This window comes from Hydrogenophaga sp. IBVHS2 (genome assembly GCF_002127215.1).
Lineage (GTDB): Bacteria > Pseudomonadota > Gammaproteobacteria > Burkholderiales > Burkholderiaceae_C > Hydrogenophaga.
Genome location: NZ_NFUT01000001.1, coordinates 121,101 through 141,911, shown reverse-complemented (window position 1 = coordinate 141,911; position 20,811 = coordinate 121,101). Strand labels below are relative to the sequence as shown.

The window sequence follows — 20,811 nt, the reverse complement described above, 5'->3', positions numbered from 1 at the left end:
CGGCCTGTTCCCCATGCTCTACGCCACCCTCAAGCTGCTGCACGTCCTGTCCATCATCGTCTGGATCGGCGGCATGGCCTTTGCCCATCTTTGCCTGCGTCCGGCGGCGCAGGCGCTCGATGCCCCGCTGCGCCTGCGCCTGATGCACGACACGCTGCAGCGTTTCTTCCGGCTGGTGTCGGTGGCGGTGCTGGTGACCCTGGCCAGCGGGGTCTGGATGATCGGCCGCGTGGCCAAGGAAACGGTGCAGGCCGGGCTGCCGTTCAACATGCCGCTGGGCTGGACCGTGATGGTGGTGCTGGGCGTGCTGATGATGGCCATCTTCGGCCACATCCGGTTTGCCCTGTTCAAGCGCCTGTCCCGGGCCGTGACCGCCGGCGAGGGCACGGCCGGCGCGGCGGCGCTGGCGTCCATCCGGACCTGGGTGGCCATCAACCTGGTGCTGGGCGTGCTCGTCGTGGCCGCCACCGTCCTGCTGGTCTGAATCCGGCCGGGCGGACGCCGCCCTGACCCGCCGCCCGCCCGGGCAGGCGGGTTTTCCCTGTAAACAGCGCTGTATCACCCGACCGGACTGGGGGGGTGGAATACTGCCTGCACGCCCGCCGTTTCGAGCGGGCGACGACCCCATGCAGGAGACAACATGCGCATCATCCCCATCCAGGCCCCGGTCGCGGCCGGATTTAGCGACTGCAACGAAGACTCGGGCGAAGTGCCCCGCATGAACCACCTGCCGCTGGCGCGGCGGGAGTTCCTCAAGGGCAGCGGGGTGCTGATGGGCACGCTGGCCACCGGTTCGCTGCTCGCGGGGCTGGCGCCCTCCACCGTGTGGGCGGTCGAACTCAAGACGCTCAGCAAGGCCGAGGGCGAGGCCATCATGGCCATGGGTCGTGTGCTCTATCCGCACGAGAAACTGCCCGATGCGGTGTACGCGCTGCTGGCCAAGGACCTGGACGGCAAGGCCGCCGGCGATGCCGCCGCCGCCAAGACCCTCAAGGATGGCGTGGCGGCACTGAACCAGGCCGCCGGGGGCGACTTCACCAAGGCCGATGCCGCACGCAAGCTGGCCATCGTCAAGGCCATGGAAGGCCAGCCCTTCTTCGCCACGGTGCGCGGCCAGTGCATCACCTCGCTCTACGACAACGACATGGCGTACGCCACGTTCGGCTATCCCGGTTCGGCCTGGGAGAAGGGCGGGTACATCACCCGCGGCTTCCAGGACCTCAAGTGGCTTCCGGAGCCCGGCAAGGCAGCCAGCCCCAAGGCTGACCTCTGATCCGCGAACCCCGTACCGAACAGGAGACAAGCAACATGGCGAAATTTGCAACCAACGACGACAGCGTGGTCGTCATCATCGGCTCGGGTGCCGGCGGCGGCACCCTGGCCAACGAACTGGCCCAGAAGGGCATCAAGGTGGTCTGTCTGGAGGCCGGCGCCCAGCAGTCCAGTGCCAGCTTCATCAACGACGAGTGGAAGTCGTTCAGCCAGCTGGCCTGGCTGGACACCCGCACCACCTCGGGCAGCTGGCGCGTGGCCAAGGACTTTTCCGGCCTGCCGGCCTGGATCTGCAAGACCGTGGGCGGCACCACCACCCACTGGGCCGGTGCCTCGCTGCGCTTCCAGGAGCACGAGTTCCGCACCAAGACCGTCTACGGCACCATCCAGGGCGCCAACCTGCTGGACTGGCCGGTCACGCTCAAGGAGCTGGCCCCTTACTACGCCCGCGCCGAGAACAAGATGGGCGTGACCCGCACCAACGGCATTCCGGGTCTGCCGGGCAACAACAACTTCAAGGTGATGCACGCCGGCGCCAAGAAGCTGGGCTACAAGGAAGTGCACACCGGCAACATGGCCATCAACAGCCAGCCGCGTGACGGCCGGGGCCGCTGCCTGCAGCTGGGCTTCTGCTTCCAGGGCTGCAAGAGCGGCGCCAAGTGGAGCACGCTGTACACCGAGATCCCGCGCGCCGAGGCCACCGGCAATTTCGAGCTGCGCAGCGAGTGCCACGTGACCCGCATCGAGCACAACGACAAGGGCCTGGTGACCGGCGTCGTGTACTACGACAAGGACAAGAAGGAGCAGCGCCAGAAGGCCCGCATCGTGTGCGTGGCCGGCAACGCCATCGAGACGCCGCGCCTGCTGCTGCTGTCGGCCTCCAACATGTTCAAGGACGGCCTGGCCAACAGCTCGGGCCAGGTGGGCCGCAACTACATGCGCCACATGACCGGCTCGGTGTATGCCGCCTTCAAGGACCCGGTGCACATGTACCGAGGCACCACCATGGCCGGCATCGTGCGCGACGAGGCCATCCACAACCCCAAGCGCGGCTTTGCCGGCGGTTACGAGCTCGAGACCCTGTCGCTGGGCGTTCCCTTCATGGCCGCCTTCCTGAACCCGGGCGGCTGGGGCTCCGACTTCGCCTGGTGGATGGACCACTACACCAACCTGGCCGGCATGTGGCTGGTGGGCGAGGACATGCCGCGCGAGACCAACCGCATCACCCTCAACACCAACGTCAAGGACCAGTGGGGCAACTATGTGCCCAACGTGCACTTCGACGACCACGACAACGACATCGCCATGCGCGAACACGCGTTCCAGCAGGGCGAGCGCATCTACCAGGCCGCCGGTGCTGTTCGGACCTTCCGCACCCCGCCGTACCCCAGCACCCACAACCTGGGCACCTGCCGCATGAGCGCCCGCCGTCAGGACGGCGTGTGCAACAAGTGGGGCCAGACGCACGACATCCCGAACCTGTTCATCAGCGACGGCAGCCAGTTCACCACCGGTGGCGCGGAAAACCCCACGCTCACCATCGTGACACTGGCGATCCGTCAGGCCGACTACATTGCGAAGCAGATGAAAGCCCGGGCGATCTGAGCCCCCACGCGCTGCAGGAGACCCCCATGTGCGAATTCTTCGTCAAGGCCGATCCGATCCAGTACGAGCAGCGCTCGCGCACCGTGCGCATGCACGGCGTGCTGACCAGCATCCGGCTGGAGAACATGGTCTGGGACATCCTGGCCGAGATGGCCGAGGACGAGGGCTGCACCACCAATGCCCTCATCGCCCAGTTCCACGACGAAGTGCTGGCGCACCGGGGTGAAGTGCCGAACTTTGCCTCGTTCCTGAGGGTCACCTGCATGCGCTACCTGCGCCGCCGCATGATGGAGATGGAGCGCCTGCGTGCCGACACCCCGGACCTGCCGGTCCAGGCCACCGGCACGCATGGCAGAAGCCTTCCTGCCGCAAGCGGCACGGTGGCGCCGCTGCGTCCGCGCTGACGCGTTTCCCGTTTTTCACCATTTCACCCACCGCATGAGCTTTCACACCGAACAGCAGCCGGGCGTCCACGCCCAGGCCGATGCCGCCACGCGCGGATTCGTCTTCAACCACACCATGATGCGGGTCAAGGACCCGAAGGTGTCCCTGGACTTCTACACCCGTGTCATGGGCATGCGCCTGCTGCGCAAGCTCGACTTTCCCGAGATGTCGTTCTCGCTGTTCTTCCTGGCCCGGCCGGAAGACGGTCAGGCGCCCGAGGATGTGGGCGAGCGCACCGCCTGGACCTTCAGCCAGCGCGGCGTGCTCGAACTCACCCACAACTGGGGCACGGAATCGCAGGCCGATTTCAGGTACCACGACGGCAACGCCCAGCCGCAGGGCTTCGGTCACATCTGCTTCTCGGTGCCCGACCTGGACGCCGCCGTGGCCTGGTTCGACCGGAACAACGTCACCTACGTGAAGCGGCCCGACCAGGGCAAGATGAAGGACGTGGCCTTCATCAAGGACCCGGACGGCTACTGGATCGAGATCGTCCAGCCCGGCAAGCTCACCGCACTGGGCCGCTGAGGTCGGCGGCCCCCAGCAGCTTCACGCCGGGGGCCTGCGCGCCGGGGGAGGGCACCTCGATGCCCCGCACCCGGGCGGCCAGCCATTTCAGGCCGCTGTCCATATCGTTGCGCCCGCCACGCCCCACCGTGGGGGTGCTGCCGCTGCCGTCGGCCAGATCGAAACGGAACACATAGCTCGGCTCCTGGCCCATGCGCAGGTCGGTGATGAAGTAGCGGCCGTCGGCCTGTGACAGGCTGTAGAAGCCATGGCTGAACGCCCGGATGCGTTGTGCGCCGGCATGGCCGGCCACGGCGGATTCGAGGTCGGCGCCCCGGTCGTGCACCGTCCAGGTGATCTGGCGGTCGTCGTCCAGCAGGCCGTAGTGGCCTTCCAGGTAGTGGGTGGGCGTCATGGCCACCATCCGCCACAGCACCGTGTTGAGCGGGGCCGGCGTGACCAGCAGCTGCTGCACGTCCACGCCGCGCGCCTGGAGGTCGGCCCGCGCCACCTCGGTGGCGTGCTGCTGGGCCAGCACGCTCCAGCCGATGTAGAGCGTGCTCAGCGCCAGGCCCGCCTGGTTCCAGCGCAGCCGGGCGCCGCACAGCACGGCGATCACCCCCGCCAGCAGCGGCAGGGTGTAGGCCGGGTCGATGATGAACAGGCTGCCCACGCCGAAGGGATGGTCGCTGAACGGCTGCAGCAGCTGGGTGCCGTAGACCGTCATGGTGTCGAGCAGGGGGTGCGTCACCAGCGCCAGCCACAGGGCCAGCCACCAGCGCCGCCAGATCGCGCCTTCGCCGTGCAGCCGGGCGACGATCCAGGCCAGCACCGGCGCGCCGAGGGTCAGGAACAGCAGGGCATGCGACTCGGCCCGGTGCAGCACCATGTTGAGCACCGCATCGCCGTGGTCGATGAAGGCGTCGAGGTCGGGCAGGGTGCCGGCCACCGCACCCCACAGGGCCGATTTCCAGACGGCGGTGCGCCGCCCCATGACGGCCACGGTCACGGCCGAGCCCAACGCGATCTGCGTCAACGAATCCATGGCGGCCTCAGATCTGGACGGTGATGGGGAACTGCGCCCGCAGGCCATCCACCCCGGGGGTGAAGGGCACGGTCAGCGCAGCGCGGCCGGCGTCGTCGAGCCGGCGCCACAGGAAGTCGCGCTCGTTGCCGGGGTCGCCGGCCACATACAGCTGGGTGGTCAGCAGTTCCATGCGGTCCAGCCGGACCTTCACATGGATGTGGGGCGTGCGCCCGCCGTAGGGCGCCGGGCGCAGGGTGCGGAAACGGTAGCGGCCGTCGCGACCCACGCTCACCCGGCCGAATCCCTGAAAAGCCGGGTCTGCCCGGTTGCCGTCACCCGGATGGTGGTAGTGGCCGGCGTGGTCGCACTGCCAGATCTCCACCACGGCGTCCTGCACCGGTCGGCCATCCAGATCGGTCACCACGCCGTCCAGCCAGACCGCCTGGCCCCGGTCGTACCGGCGGTTGCCGGTGCGCAGCAGGTCGCCGTCGTGGTCGTCGGGCAGGCGGACCGGATAGAACGGGCCTTCCACCTGGCCCGGTGTGGGGCGCCGAGGGGTCGGGCCGGCAGAGGGGGGCTGGGCGAGCGCCGGGGTGAGCCAGGCGGGCGCGGCCACCGAGGCCACCGCCGCAGCGGCGCCCAGCAGCCAGGGGCGTCGGGACAAGGTCATGGGGCGTGGGAGCCGCGCGGGCGGGGAGAGTTCCGGCGGGTCCGCAGGCAGGCGGGTCAGCCTGCGCTCACTCCGGCTTCCGGCTCGATGCCATCCACGCAATGAGCGAGGAGCGCATGGCCTCTTCGACCGACATCTCGATCGGTGTGATCCAGCTGCGTGGCACGAACACGGTGTAGCCGCCGATCATGTAGCCCATGGGCAGGTAGACCGCCACCTGGTCGAGCTGGCCCAGCGCGCCGGGCAGGCCGTCGAAGTTCTGGCGCGTGACCAGCCCGACGATGGACAGGTCGTCGCCCGGCTTGCGCAGCAGCACCACCTGCTGGCTGTCCTTCTCGTGGGGCGCAAAGTAGTCGGCAAAGTTCTTCAGCGACGAGTAGATGCTCTTGATCACCGGCAGGTTGGTGAACGGCAGCTCCACCCAGGACAGCGCCCGGGCCACATAGCGCTGGGAGACCAGCACGCCCAGTGCCAGGATCAGCAGCGCGCCCAGCGCGATGCCCAGACCGGGCAGGTAGAAGTCGCCGGTGATGGGGCGCACCAGCCGCATGGCCAGGGATTCGACCCAGATCACGAACACATAGAGCAGGTAGACGGTCAGGGCCACCGGCAGGAAGGTGATCAGACCGCGAAAAAAGTAGGAGTAGAGGCGTTTCATGGCGTGGGCAATGCAGCCGGCCAGCATAGCAGCGCCCCTTGCAGTTCGGCACAATGGCCGCATCTGCCCGCAACGGCCACGGAACTTCGCCGGAACTCCGCCCCCCGACGCCACTCAGACCCTGCATGAACACTCCCACCGACCCGCTCTCCCGCCTGCTGCGCTTCGTGCTGCGGATGGTCTTTGCCCTGGCCGCCACCGTGTTTCTGGTCAGCCTCATGCTGGCTTCGCTGGTGGTGGTGCTGGCGGTGTCGATCTGGTCGCTGCTGACCGGTCGCAAGCCGGCGCCGGTGGTGCTGTTCCAGCAGTTCCGCCAGGCCCGCGAGCGCTATGCCCATGGCATGTTCCGCGCCGGTGCAGCGTCGGCCGACGTGGTGGACGTGCAGGCCACCGAGGTGCGCGAACCGGGTGCTCCCGCCCCCGCACCCGCCGACGGCCCGATGGGCCGGCTCAGCCGCTGACGGCGTCGTCCGGTTCGTCGGCGCCGTGCTGGCGTCGCGCCAGGGCCGCCTGGTAGACCGCGTTGCGCGGCTGCCCGGTGATGTCGGCGCACAGCTTCACCGCCGTCTTCAGGGGCAGCTCGGCCATCAGCACGTCCAGTGTGCGCAGGGTGCTGGCGTCCAGCCCTTCGTCCTCGGCCGCCGCTGCCGGGTGCACCATGAGGGCGAATTCACCCCGCGCCCGGTGCGGCCCGCCCGCCAGCCAGCCCGGCAGGTCCTTCGCCGGCAGGCGCACCACCTCTTCGAACTGTTTGGTCAGCTCTCTGCCCAGGCTGATCTCGCGATCCCCCAGCGCCGCCAGATCCTGGGCCAGGGCCTCGATGCGGTGTGGCGCCTCCAGCAGCAGGTGCGCGCGAGCGTCGGCCGCCAGGTCCTGCACCTGCCGTTGCCGCTCGGCCTTGCGGGACGAGAGGAAGCCCTGGAACACGAAGCGCCCGTCCCAGCCCGCTTCGCCGGCCACGCTCAGCAATGCCGTGAGGGCGCTCGGGCCGGGCAGGGGAACGCAACGCAGCCCGGCCGCCTGCACGGCGGCCACCAGCCGCGCACCGGGGTCGCTCACGCCCGGTGTGCCGGCATCGCTGACATAGGCCACCCGTTCGCCGCGCTGCAGCCGCTGCACCACTGCCTGGGCGGCTTCTGCCTCGTTGTGTTCATGCACCGCCAGCAGCGGCTTGTGCAGCCCGTAACCGCCCAGCAGCGCGCCGGTATGGCGCGTGTCCTCGCAGGCCACCGTATCGGCCAGCGACAGCACGTATAAGGCCCGCAGGCCGATGTCGGCCAGGTTGCCGATCGGCGTGGCCACCATGTACAGGGTGCCCGTCGGGTGGTCCTGGTGCCGTGCGGCGTCGGCAGCGGCGGTCAGCAAGGACGGGGAAGGAACAGACACATGGACCTCGAACGAAGGGGGCGCCCGGTCACCACACGGGAGCGGGGCAATGCCGCCGAAGACCTGGCGCTGGCGCATCTGCAGCGGCACGGACTGGCGCTGGTGGCCAGGAACTTCAGGACCCCGGGGCGGGGTGGCGGGGAAATCGATCTGATTATGCGGGAGCGTGACGGCACGCTGGTCTTCGTCGAGGTGCGCCAGCGCAGCCGCACCGACCGGGGCGGCGCCGGTGCCAGCATCACCGCGACCAAGCGCCGGCGCATCGTGCTGGCCGCACGGCACTTTCTGATGCGGTGCCGATCACACCCCGCGTGCCGCTTCGATGCCGTGCTGATCGAGGGTCCGCAAGGCAGCCTGCAATGGCTGCGTGCCGCCTTCGACGCCCATGACGCCTTTTGACACGACTGCTGACACTTTGCCCGCCGCTATCATCGCCCCATGCTTTCGCAGCGCATCCAGCAACAGTTCATCGACAGTGCCGACCTCAAGTACCAGTGCGCACCGGCCCTGGCGCCGATGGTGGAGTCGGCCATCCACGCGGTTCTGGCCTGCGTCACCGGTGGCGGCAAGGTCCTGGCCTGCGGCAATGGCCCGTCGGCCGCCGCGGCGCAGATCTTCGCGGCCAGCTTCATGGGACGGTTCGAGCGCGAACGTCCCGAACTGGCCGCGCTGGCCCTCTCGGCCGACTCGGCGGTCATCACGGCGGTGGCCCAGGACTTCGACCCGGGCTGGGTGTACGCCCGCCAGGTGCGTGCCCTGGGCCAGACCGGCGACGTGCTGCTGGTGGTGGGCGGTGTCGGCCAGGCCGGCAACCTGCTGGCGGCCGTGGAGGCTGCCCACGAGCGTGACATGACGGTGGTGGCCCTGACCGGCGCACGCGGCGGCCGTCTGACCGCCGTGCTGCGCGACACCGACGTCCACATCTGCGTCCCGCACGACCATCCCCCCCGCATCCTGGAAGTCCATCAGCTCGTGCTGCACTGCCTGTGCGACGGGGTGGACGCCCAGCTGCTGGGACTGCCCGAAGAATCCCTTCCCGATCCGGAGAACCTTGCATGAGCCCACTGTCCGTTCCTTCCCGTCGCCGCGCCGGCCTGCTGATCGCGGGCCTGGCCCTTTCCGGTGTGATGAGCGCCTGCGCCCCGCTGGTGGTGGGTGGTGCAGCTGTGGGCACTGCCCTGGTGGCGGTCGATCGCCGCACCTCCGGCGCCCAGCTGGATGACCAGGGCATCGAACTGCGCGCCAGCAACCGCATCAAGGAGCAGTTCGGCGAGCGGGCCAACGTGTCGGTCACCAGCTACAACCGCCAGGTCTTGCTGACCGGCGAGGCCGCCAGCGAGGCGGTCAAGGCCGAGGTGGAGCGTGTGGTGGCGGGCGTCGACAACGTGCGCAGCATCGTCAACGAACTGGCGGTGGTGAATTCCCCCACCTTCAGCCAGCGCTCGTCCGACACGCTGATCACCGGCAAGGTCAAGGCCGGCATGGTGGATGCCAAGGACCTGTCGGCCGTGGCCTTCAAGGTCGTCACGACCCGGGGCACCGTCTACATGATGGGCCGCGTGACCCAGCGCGAGGCCAACCGCGCCACCGAGATCGCCCGCAACACCTCGGGCGTGACCCGCGTGGTGCGGGTGTTCGAGATCCTCACCGAAGAGGAGCTGGCCCGAATCGGCACCCAGGGCCCGACCGAGTCGCCGGCCAGCCGGCCCGCACCGCAGCCGAACTGATCGGCCACGCCATGAAAAAGGGGCCCCGCGGGGCCCCTTGTCGTTGCGGATGCGCCGGTTCAGCGCAGGCGCTTGATCAGGCTGGAGGTGTCCATGCGCTGGCCGCCCATGGCCTGGACGTCGGCATAGAACTGGTCCACCAGGGCGGTCACCGGCAGGCGGGCACCGTTGCGCTTGGCCTCGTCCAGCACCAGGCCCAGGTCTTTGCGCATCCAGTCCACCGCAAAGCCGAAGTTGAACTGGTCGGCCACCATGGTCTTGCCCCGGTTGTCCATCTGCCAGCTCTGGGCGGCGCCCTTGCCGATGACGTCGAGCACCAGATTCATGTCCAGACCGGCCTTCTGACCGAATGCGATGGCTTCGGACAGGCCCTGCACCAGGCCGGCAATCGCGATCTGGTTGACCATCTTGGTCAGCTGGCCGGCGCCGCTGGCGCCCATCAGGGTGAAGGCCTTGGAGAAGGCCATGCCCACCGGGCGCACCGCGTCGAAGGCGGCCTGATCGCCGCCGCACATGACGGTGAGTGCGCCGTTCTCGGCGCCGGCCTGGCCGCCCGACACCGGGGCGTCGATGAACTGCAGGCCCAGGGTGCGGGCAGCGGCCGACAGCTCGCGCGCCACGTCGGCCGAAGCGGTGGTGTGGTCCACGAAGACGGCGCCGGGCTTCATGCCGGCGAATGCACCGTCGGCCCCCAGCACCACCGAACGCAGGTCGTCGTCGTTGCCGACGCAGGCGAACACGATGTCGGCGCCCTGGGCCGCCTCGCGCGGGGTTGTCTTGAAGCTGCCGCCATACGTCCCGGCCCAGGCTTGCGCCTTGGCGGCGGTGCGGTTGTAGACGGTGACACGGTGGCCGGCGCGGGCCAGGTGGCCGGCCATGGGGGAACCCATGACGCCCAGGCCGATGAAGGCGACCTGGCGGGGTTCGATGGCGTCGTAGGTGCGGGGAGCGGCGGTCATGCGGGAGCCTTGTCTCGGGTTGTTGTGAAGCCCGGGACTGTAAATCAATCCCCCATCAGATGATGGTCAGGTGCTCGGTACCGGCAGCCAGATCCTGGGTTTTGGCCCGCTGGCTGTTGAGCTTGATCTGCAGGCGCAGGTCGTTGAGCGAATCGGCGTTGCGCAGCGCGTCTTCCAGCGTGATCAGGTTGGCCTCGAAGGCGTTGAACAGCGCCTGGTCGAAGGTCTGCATGCCGATGTTGGTGCTCTTCTTCATGATCTCCTTGATCTCGGCCACTTCGCCCTTGAAGATCAGGTCGGAGATGAGCGGGGAGTTCAGCATGATCTCCACCACCGCGTGGCGGCCCTTGTTGTCCTGGCGCGGGATCAGGCGCTGGGACACCAGCGCGCGCAGGTTGAGGGACAAGTCCATCAGCAGCTGGGCACGGCGTTCTTCCGGGAAGAAGTTGATGATCCGGTCCAGGGCCTGGTTGGCGCTGTTGGCGTGCAGCGTGGCCAGGCAGAGGTGGCCCGTCTCGGCGAACTGGATGGCGTGCTCCATGGTCTCGCGGTCACGGATCTCGCCCATCAGGATCACGTCCGGTGCCTGGCGCAGCGTGTTCTTCAGCGCGGCTTCCCAGCTGTCGGTGTCCAGGCCCACTTCGCGCTGTGTCACCACGCAGTTCTTGTGCGGGTGCACGAACTCGATCGGGTCCTCGATGGTGATGATGTGGCCCTGGGTGTTCTCGTTGCGCCAGTCGACCATGGCCGCCAGCGAGGTGGATTTGCCCGAACCGGTGGCGCCCACCAGGATGCACAGGCCGCGCTTGCTCAGGGCCACGTCCTTGAGCACCTGCGGCAGCCCCATCTTGTCGATGCTGGGCAGGTTCATCGGGATGGTCCGCATCACCATGCCGACCTTGCCCTGCTGCACGAAGGCGCTGACCCGGAAGCGCCCGATGGAGGGCGGCGAGATGGCGAAGTTGCACTCCTTGGTGCGTTCGAATTCGGCGGCCTGCTTGTCGTTCATGATGGCCCGGGCCAGGGCCAGCGTGTGGTTGCCGGTCAGCGGCTGCGGCGAGACCTTGACGACCGAGCCATCGACCTTGATCGCGGGCGGGAAGTCGGCCGTGATGAACAGGTCGCTGCCGCCCCGGCTCAGCATCAGCTTGAGCAGGTCGTTGATGAACTTGGATGCCTGGTCGCGTTCCATGGTGTTTATCCGGGGAAGTTCTCGGGGATCTTCGCCTTGCTGCGGGCCTCGGCGGCGCTGATCACATTGCGCTTGACCAGTTCGGCGAGGTTCTGGTCGAGGGTCTGCATGCCGACGTTGTTGCCGGTCTGGATGGCGGAATACATCTGCGCCACCTTGGCTTCGCGGATCAGGTTGCGGATGGCACTGGTGCCCAGCATGATCTCGTGCGCCGCCACCCGGCCGCTGCCGTCCTTGAGCTTGCACAGCGTCTGCGAGATGACGGCCACCAGCGATTCCGACAGCATCGCGCGGACCATGTCCTTTTCCTCGGCGGGGAACACGTCGATGATGCGGTCGATGGTCTTGGCGGCGCTGCTGGTGTGCAGGGTGCCGAACACCAGGTGGCCGGTCTCGGCAGCCGTCATGGCCAGGCGGATGGTCTCGAGGTCGCGCATCTCGCCCACCAGGATCGCGTCCGGGTCCTCCCGCAGGGCCGAACGCAGGGCGTTGGCGAAGCTCAGGGTGTGGGGGCCGACCTCGCGCTGGTTGACCAGGCACTTCTTGGATTCGTGCACGAACTCCACCGGGTCCTCGATGGTCAGGATGTGGCCGTACTCGGATTCATTGAGGTGGTTGATCATGCCGGCCAGCGTGGTCGACTTGCCCGAACCGGTGGGGCCGGTCACCAGCACCAGACCGCGGGGCTTGAGGGCCAGATCGCCGAAGATCTTGGGCGCGTTGAGCTGCTCCAGCGTGAGGATCTTGCTCGGGATGGTCCGGAACACCGCGCCCGCGCCGCGGTTCTGGTTGAAGGCGTTCACCCGGAAGCGCGACAGGCCCTCGATCTCGAACGAGAAGTCGACCTCCAGGAACTCTTCGTAGTGCTTGCGCTGGCTGTCGTTCATGATGTCGTACACCATGGCGTGGACAGCCTTGTGGTCCAGCGGCTCGACGTTGATGCGTCGCACGTCGCCGTGCACCCGTATCATGGGTGGCAGACCGGCGGAGAGGTGAAGGTCGGATGCTTTGTTCTTGACGCTGAAGGCCAGCAGCTGGGTGATATCCATCCGGGATCCGTGCAGTAAGTGAATGTTCTGACCGATTATGACGACGATTGGCGACAACCTGTATAGCGTTTCCACACGCCTGCAACAGGCGTGCGAACGTGCAGGCCGCGCGGCGTCCGGCGTCCGCCTGCTGGCGGTCTCCAAGACCTTCGATGCCGATGCGGTGCGCCAGGCGTGGCAGGCCGGGCAGCGGGCCTTCGGCGAGAACTATGTGCAGGAAGGCGTGGCCAAGATCGAGACCCTGCGTGCCGCCGGCGACTGCCCGGGACTGGAGTGGCATTGCATCGGACCGCTGCAGAGCAACAAGACCCGCGCCGTGGCCGAGCATTTCGACTGGGTGCACAGCGTGGACCGGCTCAAGATCGCCGAGCGGCTGTCGTCCCAGCGACCGCCTCATCTGCCTCCGCTGCAGGTGTGCCTGCAGGTCAATGTGGATGGCGGTGCCAACAAGTCGGGCGTCGAGGCGGCCGAACTCCCCGCGCTGGCCGAGGCGGTGGCGGGGTTGCCGGGTCTGCGCCTGCGGGGGCTGATGTGCATTCCCGAGCCGGCCCCCGATTTCGAGGCGCAGCGGACCGTGTTCCTGCAGGCCCGTGCCCTGTTCGACGACCTGCGTGCCCGTGGCCTGGATCTGGACACCCTGTCCATGGGCATGAGCGATGACCTGGAGGCGGCGGTGTCGGCCGGCTCCACCCTGGTGCGGGTGGGGCGCGCCATCTTCGGGCACCGGGAACGCAAGCCCGGTCCGGCCGACGCCGTCACAGCGGCAGCCGGGTGAGGTTCTTCACCTCCTCCATCACCGCGTAGGTGCGGGTCTCCCGCACGCCCGGCAGCTGCCACAGCACCTGGCCGGCAAAGGCCCGGTAGGCCGCCATGTCGGCCATGCGGGTCTTGAGCAGGTAATCGAAGCCGCCGGCCACCATGTGGCACTCCATGATCTCGTCGTGCACCTGCACGGCGGCCTTGAAGGCATCGAACACATGGGGTGTGGTGCGGTCGAGCAGCACTTCCACGAACACCATCATTCCGCGCCCGAGCTTGAACGGGTCGAGTCGCGCCTCGTAGCCCAGGATGTAGCCGTCGCGATGCAGCCGCTGGGTGCGGGCCAGCACGGCGGTGGGCGACAGGCCGATGGCCTCGGCCAGCTTCAGGTTGCTGATGCGCCCGTCGGCCTGCAGCACCTGCAGGATGCGAAGGTCGATGCGGTCCAGGTCCTCGTTCTGCATGATGTTTCTTGAAGTGCCAATATTTTGGTGAATTATTCATTGAAAGCATCGGCAAAGTAGCGGCATTCACCAGACCTGGAGCCGCCATGAACGCCATCTGCACCGCCCCCGACGACCGACTTCCCCCGCCCTGCCGCCCTGAGGCCGAGGTGCTCGAGCGCCACCTGGAGGCGCTGCAGGGTGCCCTGGACTGGGCCGAGGTCGGCCGCATGGCCGCGCCCTGGGTGCAGGCGGTGCGCGACAACCCGCCACCGTTCTGGGCCATGGAAAGCCTGCTCAAGGAGTACCCGATCAGCAGCGCCGAAGGGCTGGCGCTCATGCGGCTGGCCGAAGCCCTGTTGCGGGTCCCCGATGCCGAGACCGCCATCGCGCTCACCGCCGACCAGCTGGGCCGGGCCGATTTCTACGGATCGACCGACGCCACCCTGGCGCGCCTGTCGTCCACCGCCATCGCCATGAGCAAGCGCTTTCTGCCCGATGCGGGGCAGGAGGCCGGGCTGATGGCCCGCCTGGGCGCCCGGACGGTGGTCGGTGCCACGGTGCGGGCGGTGCAGCTGCTGGGCCGGCAGTTCGTGCTGGGCCAGACGATCGGCGAGGCGCTGGACACGGCGGCCGGACAGCGCCGGCGGCAGGCCGGGCTGCGGTTCAGCTACGACATGCTGGGTGAAGGTGCCCGCACCGATGCCGATGCCCTGCGTTACCTGCAGGCCTATGCCGACGCGCTGGGCGCCATCGCCCGCCGGGCCGATCCGGCGGCGGGCCCGGCGGCGCAGGACGGCATCTCCATCAAGCTCAGCGCCCTGCACCCGCGTTATGAACACGCCCAGCACGAGCGGGTCATGGCCGAGCTGGTGCCCCGGGTCTGGACCCTGTGCGAGCAGGCGGCAGCGGCCGGTCTGAACCTGACCATCGATGCGGAAGAAGTGGACCGGCTGGAGCTGTCGCTGTCGGTGTTCGAGGCCCTGGCCACGCAGGTGGCCCGGCATTGCCCCCGCTGGGGCGGTCTGGGGCTGGCCCTGCAGGCGTACCAGACGCGGTCGGTGGACCTGATCGGCGAGGTGGCCGCCATCGCGCGCCGCCATGGGCTGCGCTTCATGTGCCGGCTGGTCAAGGGGGCCTACTGGGATGCCGAAATCAAACGGGCCCAGGAACAGGGGCTGGCGGGCTATCCGGTGTTCACCCGCAAGCACCACACCGACGTGAGCTACCTGGCCTGCGCCCGCGCCCTGCTGGACGCTGCCGACGTGATCCATCCCCAGTTCGCCACCCACAACGCGGGCACCATCGCCGCCATCATCCAGATGGCGCGCGCCCGGGGTGCGGCCTTCGAGCTGCAGCGGCTGCATGGCATGGGCGAGGGGGTGTACCGCGAAGTGCTGCGCGATCCGGCCATCACCTGCCGCGTCTACGCCCCGGTGGGCGCCCACCGGGACCTGCTGGCCTATCTGGTGCGGCGCCTGCTGGAGAACGGCGCCAACTCGTCCTTCGTGCACCAGCTGGCCGATGCGCAGGTGTCCGTCGATGAGTTGCTGGACTCGCCGCTGGTGGCCGCGGCGGCCAGTGTGTCCCAGGCCCCTGCCTTGCCCCTGCCGGCCCACCTGTATGGAGCGGCCCGTGCCAACAGCGCGGGGCTCGACCTGTCGGTGGGCCGCGTGCGCGCGGGTCTGTCGCAGGCGTGGCGTCGCTGCCAGGTGCCGGTCGTGCCGGAGGCATCCGCCGACGCCGCGCCGCTGGCGGTGGAGCGTGCGGTCGCCGCCTTTCCTGCGTGGAACCGGCGCCCGGTGGCGGAGCGGGCGCAGATCCTGCGCCGGGCCGCCGACGCCATGCAGCAGCAGATGCCCGATCTGTGCGCCCTGCTGGTTCGAGAGGCCGGCAAGACCTGGGGCGATGGCGTGGCCGAGGTGCGGGAGGCGATCGATTTCCTGCGCTACTACGCCACCGAGGCCGAGGCCCTGATGGCCCCCCGCCACCTGGAGGGTCCCACCGGCGAGAGCAATGTGCTGCAGCTGCATGGGCGGGGCGCCTGGGTGTGCATCAGCCCCTGGAACTTCCCGCTGGCCATCTTCGTGGGCCAGGTGGCGGCTGCGCTGGTCACCGGCAACACGGTGCTGGCCAAGCCGGCCGAGCAGACCCCGGGCATCGCCCGGGTGGCGGTGGACCTGCTGCAGGCCGCCGGTGTTCCGGCCGATGTGCTGCAGCTGCTGCACGGACCCGGCGAGACCATCGGCGCTGCCCTGGTGGCGCAGCCGTCCGTGGCCGGGGTGGTGTTCACCGGTTCCACCCCGGTGGCCAAGCTCATCCAGCGGGCCCTCGCTGACAAGGACGGCCCCATCGTGCCCCTCATCGCCGAGACCGGCGGCATCAATGCCATGCTGGTCGACAGCACGGCGCTGCCCGAGCAGGTGGCCGATGCCGTGGTGCAGAGCGCCTTCCGCAGTGCGGGTCAGCGCTGCTCGGCACTGCGGGTGCTGTGTGTGCACGAGGCAGTGGCCGATGCGGTGATCGACATGGTCGAAGGCGCTGCCCGCGAACTGGTGCTGGGCGACCCCTCGCGGCTGTCCACCGATGTCGGCCCGGTGATCGACGACGAGGCCGCGCAGGGCATCCGCCGGCATCTGCAGCGCCTGGGTCAGCAGGGCCGGGTGCGTCTGGGTGGTCACAGCGACGGGCGCTTCATCCCGCCCCATCTGGTCGAGGTGCCCGGCCTGTCCACCATCACCCACGAAATCTTCGGTCCTGTGCTGCAGGTGGTGCGCTGGAGCGGCGACCCGGCCCAGGTCGTGGCGTCCATCAACGCCCTGGGCTTCGGCCTCACGCTGGGCCTGCAGACCCGCATCGACAGCCGTGCGCTGGCGCTGGCCGCCCAGGCGCGGGTGGGCAATGTGTACGTCAACCGCAACATGATCGGCGCCGTGGTCGGTGTGCAGCCCTTCGGCGGCGAAGGCCTGAGCGGCACCGGACCCAAGGCCGGCGGACCGAACTACCTGCCCCGGTTCTGCAGCGAACAGACCGTGACGATCAACACCACGGCGGCCGGCGGCAACGTGCAGTTGTTCGCAGGGGCGACCGCCGGGGTGGCCGACATGTAACAAAACGCTTGCAAACTGTTGCTTTTGGATTAGCATGTGCCCACGACACCCGCTGCAACCGGCAGCATCCACCGCCAGGTTCTGGGGGGCCTTCATGAGCACACTGGCCAGACTTCAACAGCATGCCGACGTGGCCAGCCTCAAGTCGGCGCTGCACCAGCTGTGCAGCGAATTCGGCCGGATCACCCGGCTGGATGTTCTGGCGGCCACCCAGCAGGGGGTCCGTCAGGCCGTGTGTTTCCTGCGCATGGACCGTCCCGAGCAGGAGCAGCAGCTCATGAAGACGCTGGGGGTGGGCCGTTACGGCGGGGAGGTGGTGTTCGTCATCCGCCTGGGGGAACCCGAAACGGCCGACCAGGACGACGACACCCCGGCCTGGGCCGATTCCGACATCTACCGCACCTGAGGTTCAGTGCAGCTCACCGAAGTCGGTGTTGCGCACACCGGCGCCCGGCCGCGACGGAGCGGTCTGGTTGATGTTCACCCAGAACTCGCACACATGCTTCATGGCACTGAGGAACTGGGAGAACTCGGTCGGCTTCGCGATGTAGGCGTTGGTGCCGGCGTCGTAGGCCCTCAACAGGTCGCTGGGTTCGGTGGATGAGGTGAGGATCACCACCGGAATGTTGTGCAGGGCTTCCGATCCCTTGATCTCGCGCAGCACACCGATGCCGTCGAGCAGCGGCATCTTCAGATCCAGGAGCACCAGCGACGGGTTGGCGCCGCTGCGGTGGTGGAACTCGTTGCGGCAGTAGAGGTAATCCAGCGCCTGCATGCCGTCGGACACGTGGGTCACCCGCCCATCCAGCCCATGGCGCGAGAGTGCCAGCTTGGTCAGTTCGGCGTCGTCCGGGTTGTCCTCGACGAGCAGGATGGATTCGTGGAGATGGTTCATGGGTCCAGGGGTACCGGCATGGAGAGCGGATTCGCCTCGTTGGGGTTGAGTCCTTCGATGGGCAGCGAGAAATGGAACACGCTGCCCTCACCCAGGCGACTCTCCGCCCAGATGGTGCCGCCATGCCGCTCCACGATGCGCCGGGTCAGTGCCAGTCCGATGCCTGTTCCTTCGAACTCGGTGGCACGGTGCAGACGCTGGAAAACACCAAACAGCTTCTGCGAATATTTTGAATCAAACCCCACGCCGTTGTCACGCACCGCGAAGGTGTAACCCAGCAACGGATCGATCTGCCAGCTCACCTCGATCACGGCGCGCTCCCGGGGACGGGTGTACTTGAAGGCGTTGCCCAGCAGGTTGGTCCAGACCTCGCGCAGCAGCAGCGCATCGCCCTGGACCACCGGCAGATCCGGATCGATCAGCCAGTCGACGATGCGGCCGTCGGTGTCGTGGGCAATCTGGCTGACCACCGTGGCCACCAGGGCGTTCGTGTCGACCGGCGCCGGGTTCAGCGCCGCGCGTCCCAGGCGGGAGAAGGCCAGCAAGCCGTCGATGAGCTGGCTCATGTGACGCGCCGAGTTCCCGATGGTGTTGAGGTAGCGCAGGCCGACCTCGTCGATGCGATCGCCCAGGTGCTCGTGCAGCAGGCTCACGAAACTCGAGATGTGGCGCAGCGGTGCGCGCAGATCGTGCGACACCGAGTACGAGAACGACTCCAGGTCGCGGTTGGCCGCCACCAGCTGTTCGGTGCGCTCGACCACGCGCTGCTCCAGCTCGTCGTTGATGTTGCGCATCATGTCGTCGAGCCGTTTGGCATCGGTCATGTCGCGGTTGACGTTGGCATAGCCGAGCAGTTCGCCCTGGTTGTCGCGCAGGGCGATCAGCACCGAGTGCGACCAGTACCGGCTGCCGTCACGCCGCTCCTGCCAGCCCTGCATGTCGTGCTGGCCCCTGGAGGCCGCCAGCCGCAGCATGCGGCGGGCTTCCTCGATGCCTTCGTCCGGGTCGCCCGGCTTGAGCAGCAGGCCGAAATGCCGACCCATCATCTGCACCGGGTTGTAGCCGTTCATGCGCTGGGCGCTGTCGGTCCAGTCGGTGATGCGGCCGGCGGTGTCCATGAAGAAGATGGAATAGTCCCGCAGGTTGTCCACCATCAGGCGGAAACGCTGCTCGCTGGCCATGAGCTCCGCCGAGCGCACGCGGATCCGGGTCTCCAGCTCCTCGTTCATGTCGTGGATGCGTTCCTCGGTGCGCTTGCGCTCGGTGATGTCGACCATCTGCAGGAAGACGCCGCGTGTGATGCCGCGCACCGTGTCGGGCCGGTAATGGGCCTGGATGAAGATGGCCCGACCGGCTGCATCGCGGCGCCACGCCTCGAGCTGGCGCGTCTCCCCGTTGAGGGCGGCCTTGAGCAGGGGCTCGACGTCCTCCCAGATCGGCTGGGGCAGCACCTCGCTCATGTGCCTGCCCACCAGGGCCTCCGGCTCGACGCCGTACATCACGCGGTGGCCGGCGTTGGCAAACCGGTAGATGCCGCGCCGGTCCACATAGGCGATGAGCACCGGCACATGGTCGGTGATGTCGCGCAGGAACCGCTGGTGCTCCTGCAGCGCCTCCTCGGCGGCCTTGCGTTCGGTGATGTCGACCAGCGTGTTGTTGGTCCGCAAGAAGCGGCCTGCGTCATCGAAGACGGCTGTGGTGTTGAGCAGGCCATGGAACCGCTGCCCGTTGCGCCGCACGATGGTGAACTCGGCCGGCTCCAGCTTTTCGCCGGCGATCACCCGGGCCAGGCGCTGCCGCGCCAGGGGGATCTGCTCCGGCAGGATGATGTCGCGGAAGTGCAGCCGGCCGATGACCTCGTCGCGCTCGTAGCCCAGCCACTCCAGCTCGGTGCGGTTCATGAGCACGAAGGTGCCGTCGGCATCGACCGAGTGGTAGCCGCAGGGGGCCTCGTTGTAGAGCACCTGGGCCTCGCGCAGGGCCTGGGTGATGCGGTCCTTGGCTTCGGCCAGCTCGTCGGTGCGCTGCCGCACCCGGTTTTCCAGCTCGGTGTTGAATTCCACGATGGCCGCCTGCTGCCGGTGCAGGTCGGTGATGTCGCGGGAGACCACCAGCAGCATCATCGCCCGCCCCTCGGCGCTGCGGATCGGGGAGATCATGGTGTCCCACCATTTGCGAGCACCCCGGAAGGTGGGGCACTCGGCCACGAAGCGGGCGCTGCGGCCGTCGCGTGCCTGACCCAGTGCATCCGCGGCCAGCGGTGCCCCCTCGCCGGGCCACCACTCGGTCCAGGGCTGCAATGCGTCCGGCTCGAACCGCTCCAGCTCCATCAGGCGGCAACCCTGGGCGGTCATCTGGATGACGCGCCCGTCCAGGTCCAGCACCATGGTGCAGTCCGGGCTGGTGGCGATGATCTGGCGGTTCAGTTCGTCCTTGATGCGTGCCTCGGCTTCCAGCATGCGCAGGGCGGTGATGTCCTGCACGAAGCCCAGCTGCGAGGTCACCATGCCATTGGCATCGCGCAGCGGTGCGTTGCGCACCATCACGTGGGTGGTGTCGGCACCCGGGCGGACGATGCGGAACTCGACGCTGAGCCCCTCGCCGCGCGAGATCGCCTGTATCCAGGTCTGCCGCACCCGCTCCAGATCGTCGGGATGGACCCGGTCCAGCCAGCCGAAGTTGGGGAAATCCTGGCGGGACAGGCCGAAGATGCGTTCGAGCTGCTCGTCCACATGCGTGAGCACACCGGTGTGATCGGTGCGGAACACGCCCATCGGGAACACGCTGGCCAGAGCGGCGAACAGTTCCCGGTACTCCAGCTGGCCCGCCGGCACCTGTCCGCTCTGGCCTGGCAGGAGCGCGGTGCTCAGGGCCAGCGGCAGGTCCGCGTCGAGCTGGACATGGCCCTCGCCACTGCGCGCCAGACCGGCGCTGGCGAGCTGGCGCGCGTATTCAAGGCGGAGGTGGGCGTTCTCGGCCTTGAGCGTCTCGATCTGCAGCAGCAGCGCCCTTTCGCGCGCCCCGGCCGCCGGATCACCGTCCGGAGCGACCGGCGAAGACCCGTGGGGAGAGGAAACGCTGCTCATGCCTGTCAATGTACCCCAGGGG

The 20,811-nt window shown here is 68.3% G+C and carries 22 protein-coding genes; 12 read left to right on the top strand and 10 right to left on the bottom strand.

What is annotated here, in order from left to right; genetic code table 11:
* The first annotated feature begins 13 nt into the window (after positions 1-13).
* From CAP38_RS00730 to gloA, 5 genes are all read left to right on the top strand, one after another.
* Positions 14-484, top strand: a complete 471-nt coding sequence (locus CAP38_RS00730; protein ID WP_086118984.1) for a CopD family protein — start codon at positions 14-16, stop codon at positions 482-484.
* 156 nt (positions 485-640) lie between these two features.
* Complete coding sequence (locus CAP38_RS00725; protein ID WP_143435723.1) at positions 641-1,273, top strand: twin-arginine translocation signal domain-containing protein; 633 nt, start codon at positions 641-643, stop codon at positions 1,271-1,273.
* 35 nt (positions 1,274-1,308) lie between these two features.
* Complete coding sequence (locus CAP38_RS00720) at positions 1,309-2,877, top strand: GMC family oxidoreductase (protein ID WP_086118983.1); 1,569 nt, start codon at positions 1,309-1,311, stop codon at positions 2,875-2,877.
* A gap of 26 nt (positions 2,878-2,903) precedes the next feature.
* Positions 2,904-3,281, top strand: coding sequence for a ribbon-helix-helix domain-containing protein (locus CAP38_RS00715; RefSeq protein WP_086118982.1), 378 nt, complete (start codon positions 2,904-2,906; stop codon positions 3,279-3,281).
* A gap of 34 nt (positions 3,282-3,315) precedes the next feature.
* The gene (gloA, locus tag CAP38_RS00710) at positions 3,316-3,849 is read left to right on the top strand and encodes a lactoylglutathione lyase (protein ID WP_086118981.1); all 534 of its coding nucleotides are present in this window, start codon (positions 3,316-3,318) and stop codon (positions 3,847-3,849) included.
* On the opposite strand, the gene CAP38_RS00705 is transcribed toward gloA, so the two are convergent.
* The 3 genes from CAP38_RS00705 to CAP38_RS00695 all read right to left on the bottom strand — a co-directional run bounded on the left by CAP38_RS00705 (position 3,830) and on the right by CAP38_RS00695 (position 6,183).
* Complete coding sequence (locus CAP38_RS00705) at positions 3,830-4,873, bottom strand: metal-dependent hydrolase (RefSeq protein WP_086118980.1); 1,044 nt, start codon at positions 4,871-4,873, stop codon at positions 3,830-3,832. The two genes, gloA and CAP38_RS00705, sit on opposite strands and share 20 nt — an antisense overlap.
* Positions 4,874-4,880: 7 nt before the next feature.
* Complete coding sequence (locus CAP38_RS00700) at positions 4,881-5,525, bottom strand: protocatechuate 3,4-dioxygenase (protein ID WP_086118979.1); 645 nt, start codon at positions 5,523-5,525, stop codon at positions 4,881-4,883.
* Between the two features lie 67 nt (positions 5,526-5,592).
* Positions 5,593-6,183 (bottom strand): DUF502 domain-containing protein, encoded by a 591-nt coding sequence (locus CAP38_RS00695; protein WP_086119693.1) that lies wholly within the window; start codon positions 6,181-6,183, stop codon positions 5,593-5,595.
* A 125-nt stretch (positions 6,184-6,308) separates the two neighbouring features.
* Here CAP38_RS00695 and CAP38_RS00690 point away from each other — a divergent pair, with 125 nt between their 5' ends.
* Positions 6,309-6,644 carry a hypothetical protein gene (locus tag CAP38_RS00690; protein ID WP_086118978.1) on the top strand — a complete coding sequence of 112 codons (336 nt, stop codon included), beginning with the start codon at positions 6,309-6,311 and terminating at the stop codon, positions 6,642-6,644.
* Here CAP38_RS00690 and rsmI read toward each other — a convergent pair.
* Positions 6,634-7,569 (bottom strand): 16S rRNA (cytidine(1402)-2'-O)-methyltransferase, encoded by a 936-nt coding sequence (gene rsmI, locus CAP38_RS00685; protein WP_256924161.1) that lies wholly within the window; start codon positions 7,567-7,569, stop codon positions 6,634-6,636. The genes CAP38_RS00690 and rsmI overlap by 11 nt on opposite strands.
* Between rsmI and CAP38_RS00680 the strand changes: the two genes are divergently transcribed.
* From CAP38_RS00680 to CAP38_RS00670, 3 genes are read left to right on the top strand one after another with little or no spacing between them, the layout of a single operon-like run.
* Positions 7,570-7,968, top strand: a complete 399-nt coding sequence (locus tag CAP38_RS00680) for a YraN family protein (protein WP_086118977.1) — start codon at positions 7,570-7,572, stop codon at positions 7,966-7,968.
* A gap of 39 nt (positions 7,969-8,007) precedes the next feature.
* Positions 8,008-8,628 carry an SIS domain-containing protein gene (locus CAP38_RS00675; RefSeq protein ID WP_086118976.1) on the top strand — a complete coding sequence of 207 codons (621 nt, stop codon included), beginning with the start codon at positions 8,008-8,010 and terminating at the stop codon, positions 8,626-8,628.
* A complete protein-coding gene (locus CAP38_RS00670; RefSeq protein WP_086118975.1) occupies positions 8,625-9,296 on the top strand; it encodes a BON domain-containing protein in 672 nt (223 codons plus the stop codon). The genes CAP38_RS00675 and CAP38_RS00670 overlap by 4 nt, the downstream gene beginning before the upstream one ends.
* Before the next feature lie 59 nt (positions 9,297-9,355).
* Here the strand turns inward: CAP38_RS00670 and CAP38_RS00665 are convergent, their stop codons facing one another.
* From CAP38_RS00665 to CAP38_RS00655, 3 genes are read right to left on the bottom strand one after another with little or no spacing between them, the layout of a single operon-like run.
* Positions 9,356-10,255 carry an NAD(P)-dependent oxidoreductase gene (locus CAP38_RS00665; protein WP_086118974.1) on the bottom strand — a complete coding sequence of 300 codons (900 nt, stop codon included), beginning with the start codon at positions 10,253-10,255 and terminating at the stop codon, positions 9,356-9,358.
* A gap of 55 nt (positions 10,256-10,310) precedes the next feature.
* Positions 10,311-11,447, bottom strand: a complete 1,137-nt coding sequence (locus CAP38_RS00660; protein WP_086118973.1) for a PilT/PilU family type 4a pilus ATPase — start codon at positions 11,445-11,447, stop codon at positions 10,311-10,313.
* A 5-nt stretch (positions 11,448-11,452) separates the two neighbouring features.
* Complete coding sequence (locus CAP38_RS00655) at positions 11,453-12,496, bottom strand: type IV pilus twitching motility protein PilT (protein WP_086118972.1); 1,044 nt, start codon at positions 12,494-12,496, stop codon at positions 11,453-11,455.
* A 37-nt stretch (positions 12,497-12,533) separates the two neighbouring features.
* Here CAP38_RS00655 and CAP38_RS00650 point away from each other — a divergent pair, with 37 nt between their 5' ends.
* Positions 12,534-13,271 (top strand): YggS family pyridoxal phosphate-dependent enzyme, encoded by a 738-nt coding sequence (locus CAP38_RS00650; protein ID WP_086118971.1) that lies wholly within the window; start codon positions 12,534-12,536, stop codon positions 13,269-13,271.
* Here the strand turns inward: CAP38_RS00650 and CAP38_RS00645 are convergent.
* Positions 13,252-13,719: an Lrp/AsnC ligand binding domain-containing protein gene (locus CAP38_RS00645; protein WP_086118970.1), complete on the bottom strand. Its 468-nt coding sequence runs from the start codon at positions 13,717-13,719 to the stop codon at positions 13,252-13,254. The genes CAP38_RS00650 and CAP38_RS00645 overlap by 20 nt on opposite strands.
* Positions 13,720-13,805: 86 nt before the next feature.
* On the opposite strand from CAP38_RS00645, the gene CAP38_RS00640 reads away from it, so the two are divergent.
* Together CAP38_RS00640 and CAP38_RS00635 are read left to right on the top strand one after the other, a co-directional pair.
* Positions 13,806-16,808 carry an L-glutamate gamma-semialdehyde dehydrogenase gene (locus CAP38_RS00640; protein WP_086118969.1) on the top strand — a complete coding sequence of 1,001 codons (3,003 nt, stop codon included), beginning with the start codon at positions 13,806-13,808 and terminating at the stop codon, positions 16,806-16,808.
* Between the two features lie 94 nt (positions 16,809-16,902).
* Entirely contained in the window at positions 16,903-17,214 is a 312-nt protein-coding gene (locus CAP38_RS00635) for a hypothetical protein (RefSeq protein ID WP_086118968.1), read from the top strand.
* A gap of 3 nt (positions 17,215-17,217) precedes the next feature.
* On the opposite strand, the gene CAP38_RS00630 is transcribed toward CAP38_RS00635, so the two are convergent.
* Complete coding sequence (locus tag CAP38_RS00630) at positions 17,218-17,703, bottom strand: response regulator (protein ID WP_086118967.1); 486 nt, start codon at positions 17,701-17,703, stop codon at positions 17,218-17,220.
* A complete protein-coding gene (locus tag CAP38_RS00625) occupies positions 17,700-20,789 on the bottom strand; it encodes a PAS domain S-box protein (protein ID WP_086118966.1) in 3,090 nt (1,029 codons plus the stop codon). Before CAP38_RS00625 ends, CAP38_RS00630 begins: the two co-directional genes overlap by 4 nt.
* Positions 20,790-20,811 lie beyond the last annotated feature (22 nt).